This window comes from Acaryochloris marina MBIC11017, assembly GCF_000018105.1.
GTDB lineage: Bacteria > Cyanobacteriota > Cyanobacteriia > Thermosynechococcales > Thermosynechococcaceae > Acaryochloris > Acaryochloris marina.
Genome location: NC_009925.1, coordinates 2,905,768 through 2,927,909 on the forward strand (window position 1 = coordinate 2,905,768; position 22,142 = coordinate 2,927,909).

The following is a 22,142-nucleotide window of genomic DNA, read 5'->3' on the forward strand; positions in this document are numbered from 1 at the left end:
TTTGGGGAAGAGGCCATGGCTTCGTTAGTACCCCAGGAGTAAATTATGACTAAGAAAGTTTCTCGCCGGATGCGCGAGTTAAAACAGCAGGTTGAAGACCGTGCCTATGAACCCCTAGAAGCACTAGAGCTGTTGTGCAAAACCGCCACAGCTAAGTTTCCAGAATCGGCTGAAGCACATATTCGTCTTGGTATTGACCCCAAATATACAGATCAGCAACTGCGGACAACGGTGGCCTTACCTAAAGGCACCGGTCAAGAAGTGCGTATTGCTGTAGTCGCCCGGGGTGAGAAAGTTAAAGAAGCGACAGATGCCGGTGCTGACGTAGTGGGTTCAGAAGAGCTGATCACTGAAATTCAGCAAGGTCGGATGGATTTTGACCTGTTAATCGCCACTCCAGATATGATGCCTCAGGTGGCCAAAGTGGGTCGAATTCTGGGTCCTCGGGGTTTAATGCCGTCGCCAAAGGCAGGAACCGTGACGTTCGATCTGCCCCAAGCGATTGAAGAATTCAAAGCGGGTAAACTTGAATTTCGAGCGGACCGCACTGGAATTGTGCACGTGATGTTTGGCAAGGCTAAATTCTCTGCTCAAGATCTATTAGAGAATCTGAAGGCCCTTCAAGACACCATCGATCGCAATCGTCCATCGGGTGCCAAGGGACGGTACTGGCGTAGTCTCTATGTGTCAGCCACCATGGGGCCGTCCATCGAAGTTGATATTTCGTCCTTACGAGACCTCAACCTGACTGACTAGCCCAAACACATTTAAGTTTTTAAGGATCAAGCCTTTGCATTAATCCCTCATGCAACTGAATAGTAAAGACCGTAGACGGTAGGGGCTCAACGCTTAATGGCCTACTGAGGTTTTGAATGATAGCTCTTAAAACGCAAAAGCGTTCTAAGTCAGCGTTATCAAAAGACCTTGGACCTACCTGCACCCAAGGTCTTTTGTTGTGGGGACTGACAAGTTTCGTTTTTATGTACCGATTAAGGAGGTGAACAGAAGAATGGGTAGAACCCTAGAAGATAAAAAGCAAATTGTGGCAGGGCTGCAAGAGAATCTAAGTGATACCGTCATGACGATTGTCATTGACTATCAAGGATTAACAGTGGCAGAAATTACGGAGCTACGTAATAAGCTACGTCCTGCAGGTGCTCAGTGCAAAATCACCAAAAATACTTTGATGCGTCGAGCCATCAAAGGTGATGAAAAGTGGGAGCCTTTATCAGACTGGTTATCCGATTCCTCTGCTTTTTTGCTGATTAAGGATGACTTAGGTGGCGCTATTAAGGCCTACCAAGCCTTTCAAAAAGCAACGAAGAAAACAGAGCTCCGGGGCGGCGTCATGGACGGCCAGCCTCTTTCTAAAGAGGATATCAAGGCCATCGGTGACCTCCCATCACAAGAAGTCTTGGTGGCTCAAATTGCTGGGGCTATCAACTCTGTGACTGCCAAGGTTGCTGTGGGTATCAATGAGGTTCCCGCTTCACTGGCCCGAGCCTTACAAGCGCATTCAGACTCTGATAAGGCTGCTTAGCCGCATTTTCCATCCAATCATTAATACAAAAAAGGAAGTGAACCATGTCTGCAACTGAAGAAATTCTAGAAAAGCTAAAATCCTTAACCCTTCTTGAGGCTGCTGATTTAGTCAAGCAAATTGAAGAAACCTTTGGTGTGAGCGCTGCTCCTGCCGCAGGTGTGATGATGGCTGCCCCTGGTGCTGGTGGAGCAGCAGGTGGTGAGGAAGCCGAAGAAAAGACTGAATTTGATGTCGTCTTGGAAGAAGTGCCTTCAGACAAGAAGATTGCCGTTCTTAAGGTCGTCCGCACCTTGACTGGTTTAGGTCTGAAAGAAGCCAAAGAAATGGTGGAATCTACACCCAAGTCCATCAAGGAAGGGGTTTCCAAAGAGGACGCCGAAGAAGCCAAGAAGAGCCTGGAAGATGCAGGTGGAAAGGCTTCTCTCAAGTAGTGCCTAGCGTTGCCGTTTAGCCGGTTAAACCTGGCTGAATCAGCTATATCCTCTACATTCAAATTTCAAACTAAAGGCTTGTTAGGAGACCTTCTCTTAGCAAGTCTTTAATTGTGTGATGATATCGACGGTGGGAGGCGTAAACAGATAAAGTTGATGCCCCAGTTGTTGTTGATGTCCTGAGATCGCACACGTACTGCCGGCCGCAAAATCGGCAAATCGTTGAGCCAGTTCAGTCCCCAAGCTGGCAAAATTTAAGAGGATAACGGTTCCCGCCTTAAGGGCATCGACAGCCTGGGCAGTTTCGTCAAAGGTCTGGGGGGTAAGAACAGCAATTGTATAATTGGATATCCCAGGAAGTGGCAGTAAGTTAGCCATACTTGCTCACCTGAATCCATTGATCGTTACCGTCTAAACTAGCGCAACTTGTCAATATGCAGAAGCCTTTACTGCCAAAAGATTGCCAATTGCGTCCTGCCATCGCTACAGATATTGGCTCTATTCGGCGATTAGTCTGGTCTGCCAGACTGGATCCAACCCAGATCCGATGGTCTCAATTCTGGGTGATTGAACAACATCAAACTGTTATCGCTTGTGGACAACTGCGGGTCTTTCCAGATGCTCAAGAACTGGGTAGCTTAGTCGTGAAACCCACCCATCAAGGTCAAGGGCTAGGCACCCTATTGGCTCAACACTTAATTGAACAGGCATCCCAACCCCTATATCTCGAATGTCTAGGGCAACGATTATGCCAGTATTATCAGCGCATGGGATTTCAGATCGTGGAGTGGCAGGCACTGCCCCCAGGGTTGAAACGAAAATTTGGACTCTCCAGAGTTGCGAAGGTTTTACTCCGCATTCCCGTTGAGTTTATGTACTATGCGTAGTCCCTCGCTAATAGTGAAGAGGCAACGTATACAGACCTCATACAATTGATTGCCCTATCAGCCTAATGAACGAAATTAGGAAGTTCTGGCTGGGGAGAAGATGGATAGGAGGGTTGGATTTCTACATCCACCGTTGGCGGTGACTGCTTCTCTACGGAAGACTGAGAGGTAGGTAACGCCACAGTCTGAGGGCTAGTCTGTCGACCGCCTGTATTTTGTAGACCTAAGGCAGCTAGCTTCCGACAGCAAATCGCAAAGGCATCAGAGACACTGCTGGGATCCGTGGCAGACCAAGGCGAGACGGCGGAAGAAGAGGTTAGCAGCGAATCATCCACGGCCACGGTGGCATAGCCAAAGGAAACCATTTGCCGAGGGGTAACTTTAGCATTCGGTACAAAGGTGTTGGAGTTATTTTTCAATACTGTTTTGTATTCACAAATGCGGGCTTGTTGGCGACGAAGTTGCGATCGCAAGTCCTGACAAATCGACTGAAACTCTTGCAGCTTTTCAGCTTCCCGATGAGCATCCCGCTCGGCATTCTCTAAATCTTGCTCGAGCTGCGCGCGATGAGATTCATGGCCCACTAATTGTTCAGTGAGGGAATCGATCAAACATTGCTGATATTGCAGCAAATTATGGGCCGTTTCCAATTCTTGTCGCAAGACTGCTACATCTTCTTCCCCCAAAACTGTATCGACTGGCAACAGCTTGTCTTGCCATCGATGACTATTCAATTCAGAATCCACAAGGGTTTTGAGCCTGGGAACAGAAGATGGAATGATGCTTTCGTCGTGCATGGGAGTGCCCTATGAATTGAGCTATGGTGGCGGTTGACTCAAAGCAAACAGTCTACGCGCGCTTTGAATCGCATAGCATTCCATATCTGCAGGCCTAGGATTAGAGAAAAATCTTTAAGCTAAAACTGAAGCCTAAAATTGATAGCTGATCGAACGGTTCACAACCGACAGATGTAGAACGCGACTTTTTAAAGTTGTCAGTATGGGACCACCTCATATAAGATAGCTTCTTCTTCAAGGGAAGCAGGGCAATATCAGTGGTTTGAAACCTAAATTTACATATATTTATCAAAATTAGATGACATCTTGACGATGTTGGATAAAAACCACCAGACTCAGCATTCCCACCATGATTAATCCTAATTTCAGCCAATGTTTACCAACATTGACGGCAAATGCAGTGCCTGCCTTATCATGAAATCGCCCCACTAGGAGTTCTGCAGCTGCGATCGCAGTTCCGCGTTTTTCCCGCCAATCACTAAACTGATCTTGCCAAGTGTCCAATTGGTCACGATAGTCCTTAACCTGGTCGTTATAGTCTTCGATCTCATCTTCATAAGTCGACCGATTGTCAGCCGTTAATTTGGGCGGATCGCCTGGATCTTCCGGTTTAGCAGGCTGAGGCTGATCTACGGCTGGATCATATTCTTGGCGTAGGGCAGGGAAAGTACATTGGGTAAAAATTTGTGGTCCCAAACATTGGCAGTTCTCTTTACCCTCATCACTCAACTGTTCTCGCGCGTCCGTCGATAGTTGCCAGCAAGAATCTCCTGCAATATCTTTGCCCACTTCAGACAGGGTAATTAAACTTTCATAGGGCCAGCGAGTAACCGTCAGCTGACTCAGGACTTGTCCTGGCGTGCCCAGGGAATCCAGAGAGATAATGGCCCCAGAAAAAGTGATTTGAGGGAGTAAGAACAGAATCGTCAGCAAAGGTGCCACACTCTGGTTAGGAGCCAAGGCAGAGACAGACAGACCCATCACCATGCCCCCCAAGGTAGCCAAGAAAAGGGTGATATACATGCCTAGGAGGCCATGCCAATCGATGGGCAAGTTCACGGCCAAAACCTTGGTCAGCAGGAAGATAGCGGCTTGGTACAGAGCTAACAGGAGGCTCAGCCAGACCTTGGAAAATACATAGGGCAAAATCTTGAGCCCAATCATCCGTTCGCGTCGATAGATCTCCCGTTCCTTGACGATCTCCCGCATCATCGCCAAGCTGCCAACCATCACAGCCGTCAAAACCGTAATAAAGAGCAGCGTGAACACCTGCCCCGGATCACCCTTGGTGGCATCAAACATGGGGCGCTGCCACATCACGAAATCTAGCAGGCCCAAAATGGGAGCTAATGCCAGCATTAAAATCAAGCTAGCCCGATCTTGACGCAGAATGGTCCAATTGCGCTGGGCCAGAATCGCAAACTGCCGCCAACCTGAAATAGCCGTCGTTCGCGGCTGAGGGGGCTTAGATTTTGCTTTTTGGGGCGTGGTGGGAACGGATAAACTGGCCTGACGCTGAGTGATATAGGTCTGATAGAGGGTGGACTGGCGGTATTGCTGTTCCCAGATTTCTGGCGTTTGCTCTCCTTCTATTTTGAGGTAGATTTCATCAAAATCCTCTACTCCAAAATAGGTCAAGGCTTCAGCCGGGGGACCAAAATAGGCAATCCGCCCTCCCTTCGCCAAAAACACAACGAGGTCACAAACCATGACATTTTTGGTGGCATGGGTGATCAGAAGAATGGTTCGCCCTTGATCCGCAAGCCGCCGCAGTAACCGCATCATCAAGGTTTCAGTCCCCGGGTCTAGCCCCGAAGTGGCTTCATCCAAGAAAAATAAACTGGGCTGGGTTAATAGCTCCACCCCAATCGAGACTCGTTTGCGTTGACCACCACTTAAGGAGCGCACGCGCAGATGCTCCCGTTCCCGCAGCTCTAAATCTTGAAGCACAGATTGAATCTGCTGTTTACGTTCGGCTCGCGTTACATCAGCTGGAAGCCGCAGACGCGCTGCATAATCTAGAGCCTGGCTCACGGTCAGCTCCCGATGAATAATATCGTCTTGGGGAACGTAGCCTAGCTCTGTGCGAAAGAGGTTGAAGTTCTTATATAAATCCTGGTCATTGACCAAGACGGAGCCACTCGTAGCAGGGCGAAGTCCATTTAAAGCATCCAGAAGGGTCGACTTGCCCGCTCCACTCACCCCCACTACTGCGACAAACTCCTGAGGCAAGATCGATAGGGAAATATCGTTTAAAAGAATATTTTTCTTGCTGGTCACCTTACTCAGGTGCACCGCATCAAGGCGGAGGTTGCCTGAATCATTCTGCTGAATCAGGGTTTCATCAAAATTAAAGACAAAGTGATAAGGGCCAATGCGAATCGTATCGCCTGGGCGGAGGGGTTGGGGATTGCGGAGCTGGCGACCGTTTACGTAGGTTCCATTCGATGAATGGAGATCTTCGATCACCCAGGTGCCGCTTTTGAGGCCAATTTGGGCATGAAACCGGGAGACCACAGGATGATCAATCACGGTAGTATTGCGTGGATCACGACCAAAACTCAGACTTTTCAGTTCCCGCAAGACGAGGGTTTCGACCTGCTCAATGACATCCGTTTGCGGAATCACCTGATAGGTCAACGTCACCTGATCTTCAATGGAGAAAAAATCGCCATCCTGCAGCGCTTTCTCTTGAATTCGATCGCCGGCAAAGGTGAGACCGTGAGGACTGTCTAAATCTCGAATGGTGTATGTCTCATTCTCCCAGTTCAATTGGGCATGGCGATCAGCCACCACGGGTAAGTCAATGACAATATCACACTGGGGATGTCGGCCCAGGGTCAGGGTTTCTTGGTTGAGGGGAAAGTCCTGGGTCCATTTAGAAGTGGTGACTTGCAAAACGCGATCGCAATGGGTTTGGCTAACCACAGTTCCTGGCAAAGCAGACTCATGGGGAAATACGCCCGTGCCTAGGGTTTCCCGGAAATGAATGGTGGTACCACCCATCTGAATTTCATCCCCAGGATGGAGTTTGATCGGTTCTTTAGAGACGAGGGGTTTCTGATTGATGCGAAGTATCTCTGGGTTACCCAACACCTCCAGAACGTAATGATCGGCCTGCCACACAATTTCAGCCTGGTGCGGCAAAATCGATCCATGTTCTAAGACAAGGGAATTATCTGGATCAGACCCAATACTAAAGGTGGCTTGTGTTAACCGAAATTCTCGATTGTTCTCGTCGCCATCAGTAATGACATGAAGCTGAGCAGAAGTAGGCATAACGGGCCAAGGATAGAATGGAAGCGATACATTTAAAGGCAGTCATACAAAAGCCTAGGCTATTTTTCGCCCGAAATGGAGATAATCTTCCCAGCAGATTGAGCCCCCTCAACCATAACGGTCACTCCTAATGGCTCCAGGCAATGTCAGCATCGACAGGCTATGATTTACCATCAATCAGGCCAATCTTCACCCAGGTCTTGCGCATCACAACTCCATCACCCAGGGTTTTGATCGGCGTTGTTGCATGAATAGGTGCTGCGGATTAGGCGCGGGCTAGAGTTTATGTACCACCAAAAACCGCTAGCCCATGAGTTACCAAATCCGCAACTGGTCCGAGTATAACGCTGGTCTCAAACAGCGGGGAAGTGTGACCTTCTGGCTCGAACAATCAGCTATCGTTCATTGGCTAGAAACCACACCGAGACAAAAGCGGGGAGCCTCTCTGACCTATAGCGATACAGCAATCTCCACCTTCGAGACCGTCAAATGTATCTATGGTTTAGCAGGGCGTCAAACCGAAGGATTTCTAAATTCATTGTTTGAGTTGATGGGAATTGAGCTTCCCGTTTGTGACCACAGCACCGTCTCTCGGCGGAAAGGTCAGCTATCGATTTCATTGCCCGTTATACCTAAGCAAGGTGCCATTCACGTCGTTATCGATAGCACAGGGGTCAAAGTCTATGGTGAAGGAGAGTGGAAAACCAGGCAACATGGTGTGAGCAAACGTCGGACGTGGCGTAAACTTCACTTGAGTGTTGATGAGTCCACTGGAGAAATTCTCACGGGTGTCGTGACAACCAATGACGTTCAGGATGGTGAAGTGTTTGAAGATCTCCTTGAAGGCATCGACGATGAGATTGAACAGGTCTCTGCTGACGGAGCCTATGACCAAAGTCATTGCTATGATGCCCTCATGGAGCGCAATGCCACAGCTGCAATTCCCCCAAGGAAGAATGCCAAAATTTGGCAACATGGAAACTGCAATGCTCCACCCCATCCACGAGATCAAAATCTCAGAGCCATCCGAAAACAGGGACGAAAGAGGTGGAAAAAACAAGCCCACTATCATCGGCGGTCTCTAGCTGAAACGACGATGTTTCGCTTCAAAACTATCTTTGGGGGTCAGGTACGTTCCCGTAACTTTGATAATCAAGCCACAGAGTTACTCCTGCAGTGTGCGGCACTCAATCGAATGATTCAGATCGCCAAACCCGAGACTGTTTGGGTTGAAGCTTAAGAATAACGAGGAGAGGCAATTCATCTAGCCTTTACGCGATTCATGCAACAAAGCCGTTTTGATCGACTATTTTTTTACCGCCTTAACGAACATCATTACTCCTTTTCAGCAAGATAAATCCGCAATTTGGGCCGGTGTTGTTGACTGCTGGATAAACGGGGATAAGGAGGGCTGAAGTCGCAGAATATAAAGGTATTCTGTAGTTCACCTAAAGACTCAGGCCATTTTCAGAATGCCTTCTTAAGATGGGAGGTATCAAGACAGAGCCACCCGCAACAGGGCCGTCTGTCACCCATTATGGGGACCTCAAATGAATAGTTCTGACAGCACTTCCCTTGAACTAAGTTACGATTTTGCGCTTGACCGGGACTGCACGACCTTGTCTCGTCATGTTCTAGAACATCTCCAAAGTTTTAGCCCAGAAGCCCAAGATATGAGTGCTCTGATGACTCGAATTGGGTTGGCCGGGAAACTGATTGCTCGCCGCCTCAGTCGAGCGGGGCTTGTAGAAGGCGCTTTAGGCTTCACAGGCGATATCAATGTCCAGGGCGAAGAAGTCAAAAAAATGGACATCTATGCCAATGAGGTGTTTATTGCCGCCTTTAAGCAGAGTGGTCTGGTATGTCGGCTCGCCTCTGAAGAAATGGAGAAGCCTTACTACATCCCTGAAAACTGCCCCATTGGTCGGTATACCCTGCTATATGACCCCATTGATGGGTCTTCCAACGTGGATGTGAACTTGAACGTTGGCTCTATTTTTTCCATTCGCCAGCAAGTCGGTAACGATCCCGACCATACAGGTCAGGATCTCTTACAAGATGGCCATCAGCAAATTGCCGCAGGCTATATTCTGTACGGTCCCAGTACCGTCTTGGTGTATTCCATTGGCAAAGGGGTCCATGTTTTTATCCTTGATCCAAGCCTGGGAGAATTTATTCTGGCTGCTGAAAACCTGACGATCCCTAAACATGGTCCAGTCTATAGCGTCAATGAGGGGAATTTCTGGCAATGGGAAGATGCCCTCCGGGACTTTACTCGCTATGTTCATCGCCATGAAGGCCATACGGCCCGCTACAGCGGGGCTTTGGTGGGAGATTTTCATCGCATCTTATTTCAAGGGGGTGTGTTTATCTACCCCGGCACCCTGAAAAATCCTGATGGTAAGCTGCGACTGCTCTATGAATCGGCCCCCTTAGCCTATTTGATGGAGCAAGCGGGCGGACGAGCCAGTATAGGCCAATCTCCTTTAATGGACGTGGTTCCCGATCATCTTCATGCCCGTACGCCTTTGATTATTGGCAGCACTGAGGATGTGGCCTTAGTTGAATCTTTTATTGAAGACAGAGAAAGACAGGCGGAAGAAGAGCTTGCGCTGAAGTCCTAACGGCAGAACCTACCCTTATTACTCGATCGATTACGGAGTTTCCTATGACAAACCATCTCCTCGAAATCAGCACCTTTGGTCAAAGCATTTGGATGGACAATCTCAGCCGCGATTTAATTGAATCGGGAGAGCTGAAGCAGATGACCCAAGATCAAGGCATTCGCGGGATCACCTCTAATCCGGCTATTTTTGAAAAGGCAATTGCGGGCAATGCTACCTATGATGCCGACATCGAAGCCGGGATCAAAGCGGGCAAGTCGGTTCTGGATATCTATGAGTCTTTGACCTTTGATGATATTCGCAATGCCTGCGATATTTTCAAGCCCATTTATGACCAAACCCAAGGGCTAGATGGTTACGTCAGCATCGAAGTGCCGCCTAATATTGCCAACGATACTCAAGCCACGATTGAGCAAGCGCATCGGTATCATCGGGAGATCGGTCGTGACAATGTCATGATCAAAATTCCGGGCACACCTGCAGGCTTACCTGCTGTGGAACAGGTGATTGCCGATGGTATCAACGTCAATGTCACCTTACTCTTCTCAGTCCAAAGCTATATTGATACGGCCTGGGCCTATATTCGCGGCTTAGAAGCACGGGTTGCCAAAGGCGAAGATATTAGCCAGATTGCGTCCGTCGCCAGCTTTTTCCTTAGCCGCATTGATTCCAAGGTAGATGGGCTAGTCGACGCCAAACTCAAAGCCCTCAGCCCCGATCAGTCTCATCTGGCCACCCAAATTGCTCAGGTGAAAGGCAAAGTTGCGATCGCAAATGCCAAGATCGCGTATCAAGAATACAAAAAGATCATTCAAACCGACCGTTGGAAAGCCTTATCAGCCCAAGAGGCCAATATTCAACGCCTCCTGTGGGCCAGCACCAGCACCAAAAATCCAGAATACAGCGACGTCATGTATGTGGATGAGCTCGTGGGTCCTGATACCGTCAACACCTTGCCTCCCAATACGATTCAAGCCTGTGCCGATCACTGCGATGTTGACAATCGAGTGGAGCAGGATATGGAGAATGCCTATGAGACAATCTCAAACCTCTCCAACTCTGCTATCCATATCGACCTCGACCAAGTGATGAATGAATTGTTAGCGGAAGGCATTGATAAATTTGTGCAGCCCTTCAGTTCATTACTGAATTCCTTAGAAGAAAAGGTCAAGCAGTTGACCACCGTTTAGGCCTGACGACTCGCCCTTAGCCTAGGGGATTGGGCGTTACCCAAACGTCGAAGTGCGCTAGTGCAAAGGGCTGACTTTCACCGTTTCCAAGTTCACCTATTTCCCTTTGTTTGCCCAGCCTATGGTTACGCTTGCTGAAAATCCGCTCCGCGTCGGTCTACGCCAAGAACGCACACCAGAGCCTCTGATTATGGTGATCTTTGGTGCCTCTGGTGACCTCACCCAACGGAAACTAGTCCCTGCCCTCTACCATCTGAAACAACAGCGCCGCCTGCCAGCGGAACTAACCATCGTCGGTGTTGCCCGACGGGAGTGGAGTGATGATTACTTCCGGCAACAGATGCGCGAAGGGATTGAAGAATTTTCGGATGGGATTCAGTCGGAAGAGGTCTGGAATAGCTTTGCCGAAGGGTTATTTTATTGCCCTGGCAATATGGACGATCCCCAAGCCTATCAAAAGCTGAAAGCTCGTTTAGAAGAACTGGATGGTCGTCGCGGCACCATGGGCAACCGGGTGTTTTATCTGGCGGTATCTCCTAAGTTTTTTGCGGAAGCGATTCAGCAACTGGGAGCCGCCCAGATGTTGGCGGATCCCGTTAAAACACGGCTAGTGATTGAAAAGCCCTTTGGTCGGGATTTAGGATCAGCCCAATCCCTTAACAAGGTTGTACAAGAGGTCTGCGCCGAAAACCAGGTCTATCGCATTGATCATTACCTGGGTAAGGAAACCGTTCAGAACTTGCTGATCTTTCGGTTTGCCAACGCCATTTTCGAACCCCTATGGAATCGACAGTTTGTTGACCATGTTCAAATTACCGTGGCGGAAACCGTGGGGGTAGAAGAGCGAGCAGGCTATTACGAAACCTCCGGTGCCCTGCGGGATATGGTCCAGAACCATATTATGCAGCTGCTTTGCCTCACGGCAATGGAACCCCCGAACTCCTTGGATGCCGATGCAATTCGCACAGAGAAAGTCAAAGTGGTCCAAGCCATGCGCTTGGCAGATATCCATAACCTCGAGAATTCTGCTATTCGCGGCCAATATACCCAAGGCTGGATGAAAGGCGAGCAGGTGCCGGGCTATCACCAAGAACCCGGTGTAAGTCCCAAATCCACAACGCCCACCTATGTAGCCTTGAAGCTGCTGATTGACAACTGGCGCTGGCAAGGGGTGCCCTTTTATCTGCGCACCGGTAAACGTTTGCCCAAAAAGGTGTCCGAGATTTCTATCCATTTTCGCCAAGTACCATTCTTAATCTTTCAATCTGCTGCCCAGCAGGCAAATCCCAATGTATTAGCCATGCGTATTCAGCCTAATGAGGGAATCTCCCTACGATTTGAAGCCAAAATGCCAGGGCCAGACCTACGGACTCGTTCTGTAGATATGAACTTTAGCTATGGTTCCTTTTTTGGCCAGTCTACAGGGGATGCCTATGATCGCCTCCTCTTAGACGCTATGCTCGGCGATCAAACTCTGTTTACCCGCGGAGATGAAGTTGAGGAGTCTTGGCGGGTGTTAACGCCTGCCTTAACGGCTTGGGAAGAGCCTACAGATCCTGCCCTAGTGCCCACCTATGAAGCTGGGACTTGGGAACCAGAAGCTGCTGAGCTATTGCTTAACCGCGATGGTCGGCGCTGGCGACGACTCTAGATCTTTGAATATGCGCACTTAGTTCTCCATTTTCTTCGCCCTATGACTACAAAATCTGCTCCCATCGTCTCTTTGCAAGCCCCAAAAGACGTTTCGCTCAATGATATTAATGCTGAATTAAGTAAGATTTGGACCAGCTACAATTCTTCAGGCAATGGCGGCATGTTCCCCACGGCGACTCGGGCCGCCACTTTTAGCTTAGTTGTCTATGAACCAGAAGAAACTCAGCAGCTTTTGGCCGCATTAGGGTTCTACACTGGCCCTGTAGATGGCATTTATGGTCCACGAATGGAAGCCGCTTTACGATCAGCCCAAACGAAGTTTGGATTGGCAGAAACCGGCAAGCCGAATTCTGAAACCCTGGCTAAACTACGCCAGGCTATGACCGAGCAGCAAATCAGTCAGACTCAGGATGATGGCTATGTTTTGGATGCCGGGGGAGCGGGTATTGCGGACGCGATCGCAAGCCAAAGTCCTTGTCGAGTCATTTCCCTATTCCCCATGGGTGGAGAAGATGAAGGGGTATCCGCCCAGCTGTCCGCCTACTGTCCGGTCAAAAAACAGAATCGCAGCTCTCTGATTTGCTGTGAGTATATTTCTCTTAAAGGCACAGAAGTGGCCCTAGATCGCGTAGGAGGTCTCGTTCAGTCTTTAATGATCGGTGGACTCCCTAAATTTTTGTGGTGGAAAGCCGTGCCTGCCGCCAATATGGAGCTGTTTCAGCGGTTAGCCACGTCCAGTACGGCTGTGATTGTTGATTCCAGCCAATATCAAGAGGCTCAATCAGAACTGATTAATCTGCAAGAATTAATGTCTCAAGGGACCAATATTGTTGACCTTAACTGGCGGCGGTTAGCAGCTTGGCAAGAACTAACAGCCGAAGCCTTTGATCCACCTGCTAGAAGAGCAGCGCTCGGTGAAGTCGATCGCGTCACCTTAGATTATGAGAAAGGTAATCCGGCCCAAGCGCTGATGTTTTTAGGTTGGTTAGCAAGTCGCCTGCAATGGCAACCGGTTGCCTTCACGTCTGAAGGCGGCGACTATGATCTCAAACGCATTCAATTCGTCAATTCAGAGCAGCGCACGATTCAAGCAGAATTGGCAGCGATACCGACCCAACCTGGAGAAGTAGCCGGAGACTTAATTGATTTAAAACTGGCGTCTACCAATTTACAGGCCGATTGTTGTACAGTTCTGTGCTCTGAGACCCGAGGCTGCATGCGCATGGAAGCTGGGGGCGGAGCCCAATCCTGCCGGATTCAGCACGTCACACCTTTACAAGATCAATCTTCTGAGACTTTGCTCAGCCAACAATTGCAGCGCTGGGACCAAGACGTTCTATATTCAGAAAGTCTTGCCATAACAGCGCAGATGATCAAGCTTGCAGCGAGCTAACTCTCTCTCAAGGTTCTCATCCAACACTGCTGGGAACACTTCTTAGCCCAACATCATGCTGTTAAGGGGTAAAGCTGAGCCATCCACATATCTGCTGGATCACTGTAATACTCAATTTCATCAACCTGAAATTTGAGGGGTCCGTCGGGACTGGCAATCTCAATATAATCGCCTGGACGAACCGCAGGACTTTGAGCCGTCATATAGCTCACTGACGTATCGGCGGTCGTTTCGAGAAAAAATTCGGTTCCTTGCTGCCCCTGATGGTATCGGTGAGTTTTGTGTCTGCATGCTGGCCGTTTTTGATCAACAAACCATTGCCTGAGTTGGCCATTCGGATAAATGGATATTCCCATAGTTCCCCCATTGGAAATAAATGCCTACGTAACGATGGCTCCCAGGGAATTGCCAATGACCAGAAATGGAGCCTTAACAGTGATAAAAATTCCAACCTCTAAACTTGACAATAGTCGGTTGACTAAGGGGCCAAAACCGTAAGATTACTGAACTCTTGATTCGGTCTCAGAATTAATCAACCGTAAAACTACGGATATTCAACAGAGAATTCGATGATGAGTAGTGTTGAGAGAGTTCACTTTCAGAGCATAGATGTTGTACGCTGGCACAGCATCTTTGCAGATTTAGCGTAACCATTTTGAAGAGGACCCTGAATGTCACTAGTGATTGCAGCCGATCGCAGTGGTGTGGGCAAAACCACTGTGACCGCTGCCATCCTAGCGAGCTTGAAAGCTCGACCGGGTGTCGTGCAATCCTTCAAAGTTGGACCAGACTATATTGATCCAATGTTTCACACGGTAGTCACCCAGCGACCTTGCCGAAATTTAGATCCCATTCTCACATCTGAACCCTATACCCAGCAAATCTTTCACACCCATACTCAGCAGGCCAACTATGCCCTAATTGAAGGGGTCATGGGCTTATTTGATGGCGCTATTGGGCAGCAAGGGAGAGGCAGCACCGCTCATATCGCCCGGCTCTTAGATGTACCCATCGCTCTCGTTCTAGACTGTAGTCGTTTATCAGACTCTATCGCGGCTTTGGTCCATGGCTACCGATCTTTTGATCCACAACTCCAGATTGCCGGAGTGATCCTCAATCGGGTAGGAAGCGATCGCCATCTGCAAAGTTTAAAGTCAGCATTACAGCCGCTCTCCATTCGAATATTAGGTGTCTTGCAGCGACAGCCGTCCATCCATATTCCCGATCGTCACTTAGGTTTAGTCCCTATCGACGAATTAGAGGGGGCTGACGGGCTGTTACAGCAGTTGGCCACAGTCGGAAATCGTTGTTTTGATTGGTCAGCTTTATTGCCTTTATTAGCTACAACCCAAGCCACTCCAACGCCACTGGCAGCTCCTGTTCGGCCTCAAATCAGTGCTTTAACCTCTTCTACACCGTCTAGCCGTGTCCGTATTGCGATCGCAAAAGACGTCGCCTTTAGTTTTTACTATGCCGACAATCTCGATCAGCTCCGACACCTCGGTGCAGAACTGGTATTTTGGAGCCCAATCCATGACAACGCCTTACCCAACCATATCCACGGTCTCTATCTCGGTGGTGGCTTTCCTGAAATGTTTGCCGTTGAATTATCTGAGAATGTCGCCGTTCTGCAGGATCTTAAAACCGCGATTCAAGCTGGGTTACCCACCTATGCTGAATGTGGCGGGCTGATGTATTTGTGTGAATCCTTGCAAGGTTTGCAAGGAAAAAGGTTTCCGATGGTGGGCGTACTGCCAGCAAACGTCAAGATGGCGAAGCGCTTAACGCTGGGGTATCGATGTGCGATCTCAACCCAAAACACTCCCCTACTCACGGCAGGAACGACGGTTTGGGGTCATGAATTTCACCACTCCGAACTGGATCAGGACGGAGATAACCCCACGTATACGTTCTCACGACAGACCGTTGCTCACCCCTCAGAGATTTCAGAAGGCTGGCATCGCTATAATCTTCACGCCTCGTACCTACATCTCCACTGGGGAAACCAGCCTGAGATACCAAAACGTTTTATCCAGCAATGCCGAGACTTTAAAGCAACCTGCTGAAGCTCTAGCAGGCTTTTGGTCTCGCCAATGCATTCTTAGACATGGCACAACGTCGCAACCGAGGCAAACATTCTTGTTGATAAAAACCGCTGATCACCGGCACTGAAAGCCCTAAATCAGCTGCAATCTCTTCCCAACTTTGCTCAGGCGGTAAACGCCTCTCAATCAAGGTTTGGCAATTCGCAGCCGGATAATTGGCCAGATGAGTTGCCCTTAACTCGCCCTTAATGTCACTTTTAACCCATTCGTAGATCTGCATAGTTAAGGACGACACGACTTTCATTGAGTCTTTCCGGGAGGAAAAATCTTCTCGCTCCAGTCGATTTTCGTCCTGAGTAGCCTGCAAACACCGAAGCTGCTGTTGCAAATCTCGATTAAAAGATTGGACGAGCTGGGACCACTCTCCATACGCTTGAACGTCCAAGTTAGATGTATTGAAGTCCAGACAAAATTGGCTTAAGGTTTGCTGCAAGGCCTCATCATACAAAGGACTATCTTCTGACCAGAGCTGATCAGACTGAGTCAGAACAGACAGGATTCGTGTTAGGTAAATTTGGCGTTCTGTATCTTCTAGATAGCGTTGAAAAGCTTTTGTTATCCATTGATTAACAAGATGATTGGGTATCATTTTTCATTATCGAAGAAATAGAGATAAGCATAAATATCTATATTCCACTCAATAAAATAATTTAGTGACCTTGTCAGTATTCAAAGGTGACAAAAAGTGACCTCATTCGTCGTCAACCTGTTAAGAATTATGTTGTTTTATCCTGGCAAAACTGCTCTAGCTGACATAAGATATGTCTCCAAAACACTCTAGAAAAGCATCCCAAGCCATACCAGTTTCTAAGCTATTGACTTAGCCACGCAATAGCTTCTCGAATCCAGGCTTCAGTATCTGAATTTTTGGCCAACGCTGTATTTTGCCCTACGGCCTGTAACGCCCGCATCACTTCTTGGCTGGTATATCCCAAAGCTAAAAGCGTCATCTCCACATCTTCTTGCACACTATCAATCGGCCCAGCACTCGGTAAGGTCTTTAAACCTGCCTGATCTCGCCATTCGGCCAACTTGGATCGCAGCTCTAAGGCAATACGTTCAGCCGTCTTGGCTCCAACACCAGGCGTCTTAACAAGCATCTTTGTGTTGCTATTAACAATCGCTTGCACAAGATCCTGTAATCCTAAAGTATCAATTAAGGCCAATGCCAGCTGGGGGCCAATCCCGCTCACTGCAATCAGTTGACGAAACAAATCGCGCTCCGCTACCACTGCAAAGCCAAACAATACCATTTGATCTTCACGAACTTGCAAATGGGTAAACACCCGCATCTGTTCCTGGTCTGGGGGCAAATGTTGGCGGATACGACTGGGAACATAGAGATCATATCCGACCTGGTTCACATCCAAAGTCAACAAGGTTCGATGGGTACTGGTTTGCTGAAGACTAACGACATACCCTTGCAGAAAACCAATCATTGGACATAACTAAAATGACGGAGCCCTTCTAAAATACCGCCCGCACAATTCGCTTTAGCAAGGTATATATCATCCTGATTATGTTCTTGATACCATTGCAGCAGCTCGGAGCGAGCATTCCCCACAATAATGCCCCGTTCTGGCCCCGTACTAAATAAAGCCTGATCATTGCCCGAATCACCACATGCCACGGTTTGCTCGGCAGAAATGCCAAATTGCCCCCGCAAGTATTGCATGGCTTGTCCTTTATCCCCGTGCAGCGGCAGGATATCGAGGTCTTTGCCGCCACTATACACAAGCTTGACATCTAAGCCGCGAATATGAAGGGCTACATCTAAACGCGGTAAAAGATCCGCAGCCAAGGTGGGTTCTAGAAAAAAGCTGACTTTATAGGGGCCTTGGTCTGCCTCAGGCTGCAACACTAAATCATTAAAGTGGGCAGTAATCGACAAGACATCTTGACGCTGCCATCCTTGATTGAGTTTCTCAGACCAATCTGGATCCGGAGTGGTGCTACCGCCATAGTAAATTTCGGTGCCGACAGATGTCACTAGGGCATCTGGAGCCAACATTGGCTCTTGAGACCGCAATTGATTGAATGAGGTGAGGGAACGTCCTGTGGAATAGACTAGCAACAGTCCTTGCTCTTGCCGGACTTGCATGAGGGTCTGGTTGAGCTGTTCGAGGGCGGATCGATCGCCAACGAGCGTATTGTCTAAATCAGTTATCAAGAGAAATTTCGCCACAATAGTTCCTAAAACGCTCCCTATGTTCAGTCTATTATTCTGAGAAAGCTTAACATAATGAAATTTTTCCGTTGGCAGCGGTGGACCCGTTGGATCCCCAGCCTAGACCCACAGGTATGGATTTTAGCGGCAGGGCGGTTGCTCTCACAAATGGGAACGGGCTTCACGCTGTATTTCTTGCAGATTTTCTTTGTGAATAAAATCGGACTCACCGCTACCTCGGTCGGGTTTGCCATTGGAAGTGCTTCGATATCAGGCATTGTGGGCAGGGTGTTAAGTGGATCTATGACGGATTCTCGATGGTGGGGACGACGGCGAACCTTATTGTTATCGTTGTTTATTTCTGCGATCGCAGCCAGTATCATCGCAATCGCACACTCGTTTTGGATGCTGGTGGTTGGCAATATCGTGATGGGCTTGGGGGTTGGACTTTACTGGCCATCTACAGAAGCGATTATCGCCGACTTAAGCGAAGGAGAACAGCGCCAAGAAGCTTTTACCATTACCCGATTTGCCGATAACGCGGGCTTGGGCTTAGGGGTGATTTTCGGCGGCAGCTGGATTGCCTTGACTCAAGCTTATCGAACCCTTTTCATTATTGATGCCGTCTCCTTTGTCATCTTTTTGGGGGTCATTTATTTCACCATTGCTGAAACCTCACATCCCCAAACCCGGGGAAATCATGGATGGCAAGGCTGGGTGGTGGCCCTTCAGGATCGACGATTACGCACCTATATTATTGCCAATATTCTAATAACAACCTATCTCTCCCAAATTCACAGTACCCTGCCGTTATATTTTAAGAACTTTGCTCAGCAAGGTATAGGACTATCAGAAGTCATGATTACGGGATTATTCTCCTGGCATTTAGGGGCCAGTGTCGCTAGTCAACTGCCGGTTGCCCGCTTTCTGCGAAGATGGCCCTACCCTCAGGGGCTGATGGCCTCTGCGGGGTTCTGGGGTATCGGTTTTTTGTATATCGGGATAACTGGCTTTGTGGGGCAAGGCGTACTGATATGGGCCAGTTTGGGGCTGGGGATTCTTGCGATCGCAACCGTTGCCTATATGCCCATTGCCTCCTCTTTGGTTGCGGATTTAGCCCCTATCGAGAGTCGCGGAGTTTATCTGTCCATCAATTCTCTATGCTGGGCAGTGGGTTATTTTATTGGCCCCACATTAGGGGGACTAGCCCTCGATCAAAACCAGCCATTCATCGATATTTATTGGGGATTACTTGCTCTCAGTATTGGTTTAGTCATCATCGTTTTAAAGCGTTTGGGTCATCTGATCAAGACATCACCCACGGCAGCGTTGACATCCAGCAATCTACACTGACCGTTGTTAAGACCTGTCTGCACACTTTGAGCCACAGACAATGGCTGTTGAATGTTGAAAAACCGCTGAACTTCAGTCTCGATAACTGAAATTTGCAAGATGACGCTCCCCTCAGCTTTTTTGTCAGACTATGGGAGAGTAATATTCTCTCAGCAGCCAAGATCACATCCTTGCTATGACTCTCTGTATCGCCCCTCAATGTTCCAAGCCAGAAAATCCTGACAACAGTGTATTTTGCCAAACCTGTGGATCAGAATTGCTCTTAGAAGGTCGATATCGCGTCACCAAACTGATCGGCCAAGGTGGATTTGGCAAAACCTACGAAGTGCGTGAAGTCGTCAGAGCTACAGGCACCAGCAATAGCGGCATTCCTAAAGTGCTCAAAGTCTTAACCGATCAACAGCCCAAAGCCGTTGAACTCTTTACGCGCGAAGCACAAGTTCTCAGCCAGCTCCGCCATCCTGGGATTCCCCAGGTCGATACAGACGGTCACTTTATCTTCTGGCCTCGGGACAGCCAAACTGCCCTGCACTGCCTCATCATGGAAAAAATCGAGGGGCTAGATCTGTGCGGTTATATGAAGCAGCGCCAGTTTCGGCCCATTAGCGAACAGCTGGCCTTGGAATGGTTGATGCAAATCATGACCATTCTCAATGAAGTCCATGGCCAGCTGTTTTTCCATCGTGACATCAAACCCTCCAACATCATGCTGCGTCCAGATGGTCAATTGGTGCTGATTGACTTTGGTGCCGTCAGAGCGGTCACCCAAACTTACATGGCCAAGCAAGGGGCTCAAGGGATAACCGGCATTCATTCTATGGGGTTTACGCCTCCTGAGCAGATGAATGGACAGGCTGTGATGCAGTCTGACTTCTACGCCCTGGGCCGAACATGGGTCTATCTACTAACCGGTAAAGAGCCCACGGATAGCAGCATCTATGATCCCTATAACGATCAATGCCAATGGCGAGAATCAGCGACCCATATTTCACCCCCCTTAGCCAATTTAGTGGATGACTTAATGGCCCGATTACCCAAAGATCGGCCTGCCAACACCCAAATTATTCTGCAGCGCCTACGAACACTAGATCGAGAGTTCGAGCAATCCCGCCAGCAAACTGAAGTCAGCCAAGGGTCTAATCCACCCCCTTTTCCCCAGTCATCAGCCACACCCAGCTCTGCAGCTCAGCCGCCTCCTGTCCCTCCATCAAACGTGCCTCCTACAGATATTCAGGCACCGCCTGAAGCATTACCAATCTATACGCCGCCTTCAACTGCGCCTTTCTCCACTTCACAACCGTCTGCAGGTGTACCACCTACGGATATTCAGGCACCTGGGTATTCCACACCATCCCATCCCCCTAACCAACCCAGTCAACCACAACAAAGTCCACCGCCGTTAACATCTTCAGCCCATGAACTAGAGGAGGCCAACAGACAGATCAAAACCGCCTGGATTGCAGGTACTGTCACTACGGTTATCACGCTGCTGGCCATGCTGGTGCTATCAGGGTCAGAAGAAGGAGGCTTACTATGGATCGATGTCTTGCTAACCGCAAGTTTTACGTTTGGTATTTATAAAAAAATCCGCGCCTGCGCTGTACTGATGTTGATCTACTTTATTTTGAGTAAATTGCTACAAATCATTGCCGCTCTTGAAGCCGATGCAGGGATTAATCCGATTGCCATCGGATTTGGAGGGCTCTTTCTTTATTTCTATGCTCAAGGTGTCAAAGGAACTTATACATATCATCGATTGTCAAATCAACAGCAGCCTTAAGTGCATCAGGATAAAGACGATCTATTTCTCCGGGTGAGTGGCAATCCAGTTGCTCACTATCTGGTTAACTTGATGCGGCTCTTCATCCTGAGGACAGTGCCCCACCCCATCCAGCACAATAAAATCTTCAACCCTTGAGAACTGAGTTAACTCGCGCGCTAGGTCTACGGGTTCCCAAGGATCATCAGCCCCCCAGATACACAATACAGGGCAAGCAATTTCAGCCAATAAATCTTCGGGTAGCGGTCCCTGGGAATAATTAATAAAGGCCAAAAACACATCGGCTGCCCCTGGATCTAAAGCAGGTTGAATCAGCAAATCCACCAGTTCATCGGTCACAGCCTCCGTTCTACCATAGGCTTGCTCTAAAATCTGGCGCACCGTCTTCGGGCGGGCCAACCGATGAAAAAAGAAATGGCCAATGGACTTTACTGAGAGAACAGATTGAAACAATGGCGCTGAGAACTTGCGGTACCAGGGCAGACCTGCCCGTTTGCGATCGTGCAGCAACCGTAACGAGCAGTCCAGCATCACTACGCTGGTCGTGAGTTGAGGGGCTAATACGGCTGCCTGTAAGGCCACAATACTGCCAATCGAATTACCCACCAGGCATGCAGCTTCACCGACAACCTCCTGGCAAAAATCAACAATTTGTTGGCCCCACGTCTCAAATTCATAAGCAATACTCTGACCAGGCATCAGAGCGCCCGGTGTTGGCTTCGATGATTGCCCAAAGCCAATTAGATCTACAGCATAAACGCGATGGTCTTGGGCCAATTCAGCAATATTCTTACGCCAATGGCCACTAGACGCCCCAAATCCATGGATGAGGATGACTGCTGGACCGTTAGTTCCTGCATATTGATACCGAATTGAAAAACCTTGCCACTGCCAGTTAGCCGCTTGAGGTTGATTCGCCAGCGAAGTGACCATATTTGTT

Annotated in this window: 20 protein-coding genes; 12 read left to right on the forward strand and 8 right to left on the reverse strand. The window is 48.8% G+C overall.

Going from position 1 to position 22,142, the window contains the following annotated elements:
• Positions 1-45 precede the first annotated feature (45 nt).
• From rplA to rplL, 3 genes are all read left to right on the forward strand, one after another.
• Positions 46-756, forward strand: a complete 711-nt coding sequence (gene rplA, locus AM1_RS12985; protein WP_012163304.1) for a 50S ribosomal protein L1 — start codon at positions 46-48, stop codon at positions 754-756.
• 253 nt (positions 757-1,009) lie between these two features.
• Positions 1,010-1,540, forward strand: coding sequence for a 50S ribosomal protein L10 (gene rplJ / locus AM1_RS12990; protein WP_012163305.1), 531 nt, complete (start codon positions 1,010-1,012; stop codon positions 1,538-1,540).
• Positions 1,541-1,584: 44 nt separating this feature from the next.
• The gene (rplL, locus tag AM1_RS12995) at positions 1,585-1,974 is read left to right on the forward strand and encodes a 50S ribosomal protein L7/L12 (protein ID WP_012163306.1); all 390 of its coding nucleotides are present in this window, start codon (positions 1,585-1,587) and stop codon (positions 1,972-1,974) included.
• A gap of 96 nt (positions 1,975-2,070) precedes the next feature.
• Here rplL and AM1_RS13000 read toward each other — a convergent pair whose 3' ends face one another.
• Positions 2,071-2,352: a cell division protein SepF gene (locus AM1_RS13000; RefSeq protein WP_012163307.1), complete on the reverse strand. Its 282-nt coding sequence runs from the start codon at positions 2,350-2,352 to the stop codon at positions 2,071-2,073.
• Between the two features lie 56 nt (positions 2,353-2,408).
• Between AM1_RS13000 and AM1_RS13005 the strand changes: the two genes are divergently transcribed.
• Entirely contained in the window at positions 2,409-2,861 is a 453-nt protein-coding gene (locus tag AM1_RS13005) for a GNAT family N-acetyltransferase (protein WP_012163308.1), read from the forward strand.
• 62 nt (positions 2,862-2,923) lie between these two features.
• Here the strand turns inward: AM1_RS13005 and AM1_RS13010 are convergent, their stop codons facing one another.
• Positions 2,924-3,658 carry a hypothetical protein gene (locus AM1_RS13010; protein ID WP_012163309.1) on the reverse strand — a complete coding sequence of 245 codons (735 nt, stop codon included), beginning with the start codon at positions 3,656-3,658 and terminating at the stop codon, positions 2,924-2,926.
• Between the two features lie 294 nt (positions 3,659-3,952).
• Complete coding sequence (locus AM1_RS13015; RefSeq protein ID WP_012163310.1) at positions 3,953-6,937, reverse strand: FHA domain-containing protein; 2,985 nt, start codon at positions 6,935-6,937, stop codon at positions 3,953-3,955.
• 310 nt (positions 6,938-7,247) lie between these two features.
• Here AM1_RS13015 and AM1_RS13020 point away from each other — a divergent pair, with 310 nt between their 5' ends.
• The 5 genes from AM1_RS13020 (at position 7,248) to opcA (ending at position 13,797) form a co-directional block, all read left to right on the forward strand.
• Entirely contained in the window at positions 7,248-8,177 is a 930-nt protein-coding gene (locus AM1_RS13020; protein WP_012161013.1) for an IS5-like element ISAcma6 family transposase, read from the forward strand.
• Between the two features lie 310 nt (positions 8,178-8,487).
• Positions 8,488-9,561 (forward strand): class 1 fructose-bisphosphatase, encoded by a 1,074-nt coding sequence (gene fbp, locus AM1_RS13025; RefSeq protein WP_012163312.1) that lies wholly within the window; start codon positions 8,488-8,490, stop codon positions 9,559-9,561.
• A 44-nt stretch (positions 9,562-9,605) separates the two neighbouring features.
• On the forward strand, positions 9,606-10,751 hold the full coding sequence (gene tal, locus AM1_RS13030; protein WP_012163313.1) for a transaldolase: 1,146 nt from the start codon (positions 9,606-9,608) through the stop codon (positions 10,749-10,751).
• Between the two features lie 121 nt (positions 10,752-10,872).
• Complete coding sequence (gene zwf / locus AM1_RS13035; protein WP_010475541.1) at positions 10,873-12,402, forward strand: glucose-6-phosphate dehydrogenase; 1,530 nt, start codon at positions 10,873-10,875, stop codon at positions 12,400-12,402.
• 42 nt (positions 12,403-12,444) lie between these two features.
• Complete coding sequence (gene opcA, locus AM1_RS13040) at positions 12,445-13,797, forward strand: glucose-6-phosphate dehydrogenase assembly protein OpcA (protein WP_012163314.1); 1,353 nt, start codon at positions 12,445-12,447, stop codon at positions 13,795-13,797.
• Between the two features lie 53 nt (positions 13,798-13,850).
• Here opcA and AM1_RS37595 read toward each other — a convergent pair whose 3' ends face one another.
• Positions 13,851-14,153: a hypothetical protein gene (locus tag AM1_RS37595; protein ID WP_049783725.1), complete on the reverse strand. Its 303-nt coding sequence runs from the start codon at positions 14,151-14,153 to the stop codon at positions 13,851-13,853.
• Between the two features lie 315 nt (positions 14,154-14,468).
• Between AM1_RS37595 and AM1_RS13050 the strand changes: the two genes are divergently transcribed.
• Positions 14,469-15,863, forward strand: a complete 1,395-nt coding sequence (locus AM1_RS13050; protein WP_012163317.1) for a cobyrinate a,c-diamide synthase — start codon at positions 14,469-14,471, stop codon at positions 15,861-15,863.
• A 4-nt stretch (positions 15,864-15,867) separates the two neighbouring features.
• On the opposite strand, the gene AM1_RS13055 is transcribed toward AM1_RS13050, so the two are convergent.
• The 3 genes from AM1_RS13055 to AM1_RS13065 form a co-directional block, all read right to left on the reverse strand.
• The gene (locus AM1_RS13055) at positions 15,868-16,491 is read right to left on the reverse strand and encodes a hypothetical protein (RefSeq protein ID WP_012163318.1); all 624 of its coding nucleotides are present in this window, start codon (positions 16,489-16,491) and stop codon (positions 15,868-15,870) included.
• 223 nt (positions 16,492-16,714) lie between these two features.
• Positions 16,715-17,341, reverse strand: coding sequence for a Holliday junction branch migration protein RuvA (ruvA, locus tag AM1_RS13060; RefSeq protein ID WP_012163319.1), 627 nt, complete (start codon positions 17,339-17,341; stop codon positions 16,715-16,717).
• A complete protein-coding gene (locus AM1_RS13065; protein WP_012163320.1) occupies positions 17,338-18,087 on the reverse strand; it encodes a sucrose-phosphate phosphatase in 750 nt (249 codons plus the stop codon). Before AM1_RS13065 ends, ruvA begins: the two co-directional genes overlap by 4 nt.
• Positions 18,088-18,144: 57 nt before the next feature.
• Between AM1_RS13065 and AM1_RS13070 the strand changes: the two genes are divergently transcribed.
• Positions 18,145-19,422 (forward strand): MFS transporter, encoded by a 1,278-nt coding sequence (locus tag AM1_RS13070; protein WP_012163321.1) that lies wholly within the window; start codon positions 18,145-18,147, stop codon positions 19,420-19,422.
• Positions 19,423-19,597: 175 nt separating this feature from the next.
• Entirely contained in the window at positions 19,598-21,202 is a 1,605-nt protein-coding gene (locus AM1_RS13075) for a serine/threonine-protein kinase (protein WP_012163322.1), read from the forward strand.
• Positions 21,203-21,223: 21 nt separating this feature from the next.
• Here AM1_RS13075 and AM1_RS13080 read toward each other — a convergent pair whose 3' ends face one another.
• Positions 21,224-22,135, reverse strand: a complete 912-nt coding sequence (locus tag AM1_RS13080; RefSeq protein ID WP_012163323.1) for an alpha/beta fold hydrolase — start codon at positions 22,133-22,135, stop codon at positions 21,224-21,226.
• Positions 22,136-22,142 lie beyond the last annotated feature (7 nt).

What these genes read in the sequence shown, in the direction of transcription:
- rplA (WP_012163304.1), top strand. Translation starts at nt 46, where the DNA reads ATGACTAAGAAAGTTTCTCGCCGGATGCGCGAGTTAAAACAGCAGGTT.
- rplJ (WP_012163305.1), top strand. Translation starts at nt 1,010, where the DNA reads ATGGGTAGAACCCTAGAAGATAAAAAGCAAATTGTGGCAGGGCTGCAA.
- rplL (WP_012163306.1), top strand. Translation starts at nt 1,585, where the DNA reads ATGTCTGCAACTGAAGAAATTCTAGAAAAGCTAAAATCCTTAACCCTT.
- AM1_RS13000 (WP_012163307.1), bottom strand. Translation starts at nt 2,352, where the DNA reads ATGGCTAACTTACTGCCACTTCCTGGGATATCCAATTATACAATTGCT.
- AM1_RS13005 (WP_012163308.1), top strand. Translation starts at nt 2,409, where the DNA reads ATGCAGAAGCCTTTACTGCCAAAAGATTGCCAATTGCGTCCTGCCATC.
- AM1_RS13010 (WP_012163309.1), bottom strand. Translation starts at nt 3,658, where the DNA reads ATGCACGACGAAAGCATCATTCCATCTTCTGTTCCCAGGCTCAAAACC.
- AM1_RS13015 (WP_012163310.1), bottom strand. Translation starts at nt 6,937, where the DNA reads ATGCCTACTTCTGCTCAGCTTCATGTCATTACTGATGGCGACGAGAAC.
- AM1_RS13020 (WP_012161013.1), top strand. Translation starts at nt 7,248, where the DNA reads ATGAGTTACCAAATCCGCAACTGGTCCGAGTATAACGCTGGTCTCAAA.
- fbp (WP_012163312.1), top strand. Translation starts at nt 8,488, where the DNA reads ATGAATAGTTCTGACAGCACTTCCCTTGAACTAAGTTACGATTTTGCG.
- tal (WP_012163313.1), top strand. Translation starts at nt 9,606, where the DNA reads ATGACAAACCATCTCCTCGAAATCAGCACCTTTGGTCAAAGCATTTGG.
- zwf (WP_010475541.1), top strand. Translation starts at nt 10,873, where the DNA reads ATGGTTACGCTTGCTGAAAATCCGCTCCGCGTCGGTCTACGCCAAGAA.
- opcA (WP_012163314.1), top strand. Translation starts at nt 12,445, where the DNA reads ATGACTACAAAATCTGCTCCCATCGTCTCTTTGCAAGCCCCAAAAGAC.
- AM1_RS37595 (WP_049783725.1), bottom strand. Translation starts at nt 14,153, where the DNA reads ATGGGAATATCCATTTATCCGAATGGCCAACTCAGGCAATGGTTTGTT.
- AM1_RS13050 (WP_012163317.1), top strand. Translation starts at nt 14,469, where the DNA reads ATGTCACTAGTGATTGCAGCCGATCGCAGTGGTGTGGGCAAAACCACT.
- AM1_RS13055 (WP_012163318.1), bottom strand. Translation starts at nt 16,491, where the DNA reads ATGATACCCAATCATCTTGTTAATCAATGGATAACAAAAGCTTTTCAA.
- ruvA (WP_012163319.1), bottom strand. Translation starts at nt 17,341, where the DNA reads ATGATTGGTTTTCTGCAAGGGTATGTCGTTAGTCTTCAGCAAACCAGT.
- AM1_RS13070 (WP_012163321.1), top strand. Translation starts at nt 18,145, where the DNA reads ATGAAATTTTTCCGTTGGCAGCGGTGGACCCGTTGGATCCCCAGCCTA.
- AM1_RS13075 (WP_012163322.1), top strand. Translation starts at nt 19,598, where the DNA reads ATGACTCTCTGTATCGCCCCTCAATGTTCCAAGCCAGAAAATCCTGAC.
- AM1_RS13080 (WP_012163323.1), bottom strand. Translation starts at nt 22,135, where the DNA reads ATGGTCACTTCGCTGGCGAATCAACCTCAAGCGGCTAACTGGCAGTGG.